General features: G+C 36.6%; 5 protein-coding genes. 2 read left to right on the top strand and 3 right to left on the bottom strand.

What is annotated here, in order from left to right; genetic code table 11:
• Nucleotides 1-238 precede the first annotated feature (238 nt).
• A complete protein-coding gene (locus GNF10_RS35720; protein ID WP_185607436.1) occupies nucleotides 239-487 on the top strand; it encodes a hypothetical protein in 249 nt (82 codons plus the stop codon).
• A 61-nt stretch (nucleotides 488-548) separates the two neighbouring features.
• Here the strand turns inward: GNF10_RS35720 and GNF10_RS35715 are convergent, their stop codons facing one another.
• The gene (locus tag GNF10_RS35715; RefSeq protein ID WP_185607435.1) at nucleotides 549-1,484 is read right to left on the bottom strand and encodes a DUF4365 domain-containing protein; all 936 of its coding nucleotides are present in this window, start codon (nucleotides 1,482-1,484) and stop codon (nucleotides 549-551) included.
• 37 nt (nucleotides 1,485-1,521) lie between these two features.
• Here GNF10_RS35715 and GNF10_RS35710 point away from each other — a divergent pair, with 37 nt between their 5' ends.
• Nucleotides 1,522-1,794, top strand: coding sequence for a hypothetical protein (locus tag GNF10_RS35710; RefSeq protein ID WP_185588074.1), 273 nt, complete (start codon nucleotides 1,522-1,524; stop codon nucleotides 1,792-1,794).
• A 278-nt stretch (nucleotides 1,795-2,072) separates the two neighbouring features.
• Here GNF10_RS35710 and GNF10_RS35705 read toward each other — a convergent pair whose 3' ends face one another.
• A complete protein-coding gene (locus tag GNF10_RS35705) occupies nucleotides 2,073-2,810 on the bottom strand; it encodes a hypothetical protein (RefSeq protein ID WP_185588077.1) in 738 nt (245 codons plus the stop codon).
• A gap of 610 nt (nucleotides 2,811-3,420) precedes the next feature.
• The coding region (locus GNF10_RS35700; protein WP_185607434.1) for a hypothetical protein at nucleotides 3,421-3,888 on the bottom strand (468 nt) is incomplete at its 5' end.

Genomic DNA, 3,888 nt, shown 5'->3' with positions numbered 1-3,888 from the left:
ATTTAATGGTCTGTATATACTTTGTAAATCTTTTAATTAGCTGGTTAACAGCAGACATATTTTTAAAGTCTTTTAAATTTTATAAGGTTGAAAAGTACATATTAGTAGGATTTTATTTATAAATCCTCAGAATAATCACTTATTTTGAGGATTGTACTGTTAAGAAAGATAGTAAGGTATCAATTTTTCATAAAAATAGCAAAGATAGTGACTTGAAAATCTTACCGTACTTAAAAGCTTGGGTAGCCGTGGCTGTCTGCGTTGCCGTAGCCATGCCGTAGGCTACGACCTATACAGCGTAGGAATTGCCGTGATTGTGCCGTATGCCGTAGACAAACTCATTAAACAGTCGCTTCAACTCCTCCGAACTGAACCGTTGACCTTTTACCTTAAAGTTAGGCTGTATCTCAATAATGACTGCCGATTAAAAGCGATCGCTCTCCCTGGATGCGCCAGCAATTCCTACCACCAACCACGATTAAGATAACATCCGCTAGTTGTCTGGGTTTAGGCAAGAGTAACTTACTTGGTTAAGGGATTTTAGTTTACTAATAAGCTAGATTATTAATTACCCAGTAAAAGTCTTTATTTAACTGCACTAGAGAACTGTATATATCAAGCAATTTATCTAAGTTTTGTGAACTTGGATTTGCATCAAAAAACTTCAAACATTGTGTCATTCGCAACTCAATATCTCTTGGAATGCCAGCACTAAATTTTTCATCAAAAATAGAGTCTGTGTGCATATATTGCCTTAGCTCTGGAACATCATAATCAATTTTTCCAATTAAATTCCAATACATTTTTAGTTCTGCATCAATTATTTTTACCGTTTCTTGCTTAATTTCATTTTGTTCAACTAATAACGCAATAAGACAATTTCGTATAGCATCAAGATGCTTGTAGGTTTTGCTACTTTCTTTGAATAAATTTACTTTTTTGGTTTGTACTAATATTTTCTGCTGGGTCAAATGTACTGTAATTTCTCGAAATTTATTAGGAACAAAATTTTCGACTAATGTTTTAATAATAGGTGGAAATTCAGTAATATCACGACTGAATTTACTTGATTTTTCAACTGGAATGGAAATCATTTCTTGAGATTGCCAATCTTTACTTAATAAAGATACAAACTCTTGTGGGAAGCACCAGTAAAAATGTTTATCTTGCCGATCATAAATAAACAAGATTGTTGGCAAAGGGCATTTAAGCCAGTAATTGATTGTAGTTACTTTAATTTCTTTAGTAAAGAAATTATTCTTAATGTCTATTTTGTTTTTCCCTTTACATTGAGCATTAAAGAGAAGGCCTGTAGGATATTCACCCTCCATTAACTCACAATAAAAATCAATGCCTAAATCTCTGGACTGTGGAATTGGTACTACGTTACAAAATTCAGTAAATGTGGCACTGAAAATATCTGCTGCACTCTCGCCTATTTTTTGTGCATTAGTGCGTTTTGGAAGCTTATAAATTGGAATCACCTCCTAATTTATTTAAGGAACACAATAATCTCACCAAATGCGGCTAGTATTTGCTTATTGTTCCCTCATCCGCTTGAGAGAAAAGGGCGAATCTCTTGGGCTGGAATCAAAGCCAGATTATGAGGCAGTACGCGAACGCACATTCAACAACCTCAGAATGGGTAGGCAGTGGGGTGAAATGAGCATCCATGCAGAAACTTACGCTAAGGACTTGATGAGCCACTTTCAATCTGCGATCGCCGATAATAAAAGTGTACCAATTGAAGTCTCTGAAATTTATAAGCTTCAAACCCAAGATGAGCCGTATTAAATTGTTGCACCAAATAATCTATAGGTTAATTGGTACATCGAGAATTGCGAAAAATATCGAATTGCAGAATGCCTATCCAGCAAGGGTTACAGCCTTAGCGTAACTTTCTGTACGACTGCTCATTTATCCCCGCAGTCAGCAGCCGGGAGCGATCACAGAGTCTTAGGAGCTACTAAAAGGTTAATTTAATGGGTGGTATGAGGGTATGAGCCACCCAATCATGGGAATGTTATCGCTTGCATCCGATCGCCCCTACAGGTGTGCCGTTGATTGTTAATTTAATGATCAAAGATAGTACCTATACACCAAGTCCCTTTGGATTTTTGCATTACAAATTTCCAGTTATTAATAATGGGGCTACCACCCTTATTACTTGATTCCATTTGAACTGTTACATAAGCGCCCCGACCACCCCCGGCAGAGGTGTATTCATCACCAATGTTTAACACTTTGGCACTTCTAGGAGCAAAAAATGTAGAAACATCTTCTGGTGAACAAAAATATTTATCTCCCTTTTCTCCAGAAAGAACTAATTGTATATAGCTGTTCATAACTTCTGATATATCATTTTGAGCATTAGTAGTATTTACTGGTACTAATTTTATGTTGCTTGGCTCAGATGATTTTTCAATTGTCGGTTTAGGCTTTTGTAAACTAGTGGATAAATTCTTTCTATACTCAATTATTTTCTTTTGAGCCATAGCATAATTTTTATCAGATGGCGGAACCGATTTCATTAAGGCAATAGCTTCTTCCCATTTATTTACTACAAGTTCTCGATCTATATCTGACTGTGCTGTTCGAGAAATTGTACTTGCTCCTATTGCTGTACTTAACGCATTATCAAATACAGATGTGTCTACAGGGATAATGGTAGCTGTAGTAGGCACTGGCGATAGGGTTGTATTTTGAGGGGGAGCTATTGCTGCTTGGGTAATAGGTTTTTGAGCGCTTGGAGCGCATCCAAAAAGCAAAAAACCTATCGCTATAGCGCTTGCAAGTTTCTTTGTTAGCATTAAATAATACTTAATACTCAGTATGCCATTCGATTTTAATCGCCCAATGTTCAGGTGTCAAAACATTGTAGGCTGTACATCACATGGTCTACAGCAAGCACGGTGAAAATCAATCGACACAGACGCGCCAAAAGTTCTAACGCAGCCAAAGATACAGCGAGATGCAAACATAAATTCTCAAACTATTTATGGGACTATACCTGCAAGTGGTCATCGCGCTGCAAGCATAAGGGGGTTCAGCCGGGATACCCGCAAAACGGGGCATGTTGTAAATTTCTGTAACAGATATCAAGCTAAACCCTTGATATACAGTTGTTTCAATCCCAAGCTTTACTTTATTCCTCCAGTTGAAACATTCCCAAAAATGATTGTTTATGGGCAAGCTTGAGGCACTGAAAGGGGCGAAGAGTTGATTTGCCCGTGCAAAATTTTGATTGTCCGCACATCATTTATGGGCAAGTTGGTAAATCAATAAAACATGCTCTGCAACAAAAATTTACAACGTGTCCTATTTTGCGGGTATCCCGGCTGAACCCCTAATTAAAAAGCCAGTCGGGAATTCGCAACTGGCTTTTATCTTTCTGCCCTATATCACTAATTAGTATAAAACCTATTTAAAGATTGTATCCAGTGAGCTAATTATCCTTGGAGAAAGACGTTGACATAATTCTCTTTTTCCAACACTACTTCCATAGCAAATATTAAGTGGTATGGAACCTTCTTCAACTGAATCTAAAGAATTTAAGATTAATAACTCAGGATCGCGTTTGAGTTTTTTAATAAAAGTTGTTGCCTCGCCTGGTTGCAATATAACATTATCCACAAATACTTTATTAGATTCACTAGGTTTTAATGAACCATCAATTAGCTCGTAACCTTGATAAAAAACTTCTATATATTTCTGAGCGATATTTCCTGTGTTCCTGACTACGCCTGCTACATAATATTCTCTATCATCATCAGTCTGTTTAATAATAAGTTTAACCGTCTCAATAGCTAAATTTTGTTTATTTGTGAGAGATACAGCAGAGAGGTTAAGACTAGATTTAGATCCACATAAAGCTCCTAAGTCTATACT

The organism is Nostoc sp. UCD121 (assembly GCF_014222285.1).
Taxonomy (GTDB): domain Bacteria; phylum Cyanobacteriota; class Cyanobacteriia; order Cyanobacteriales; family Nostocaceae; genus Nostoc.
The sequence above is the reverse complement of the archived record's forward strand: the minus strand, read 5'-3'. Positions and strand labels throughout refer to the sequence as shown.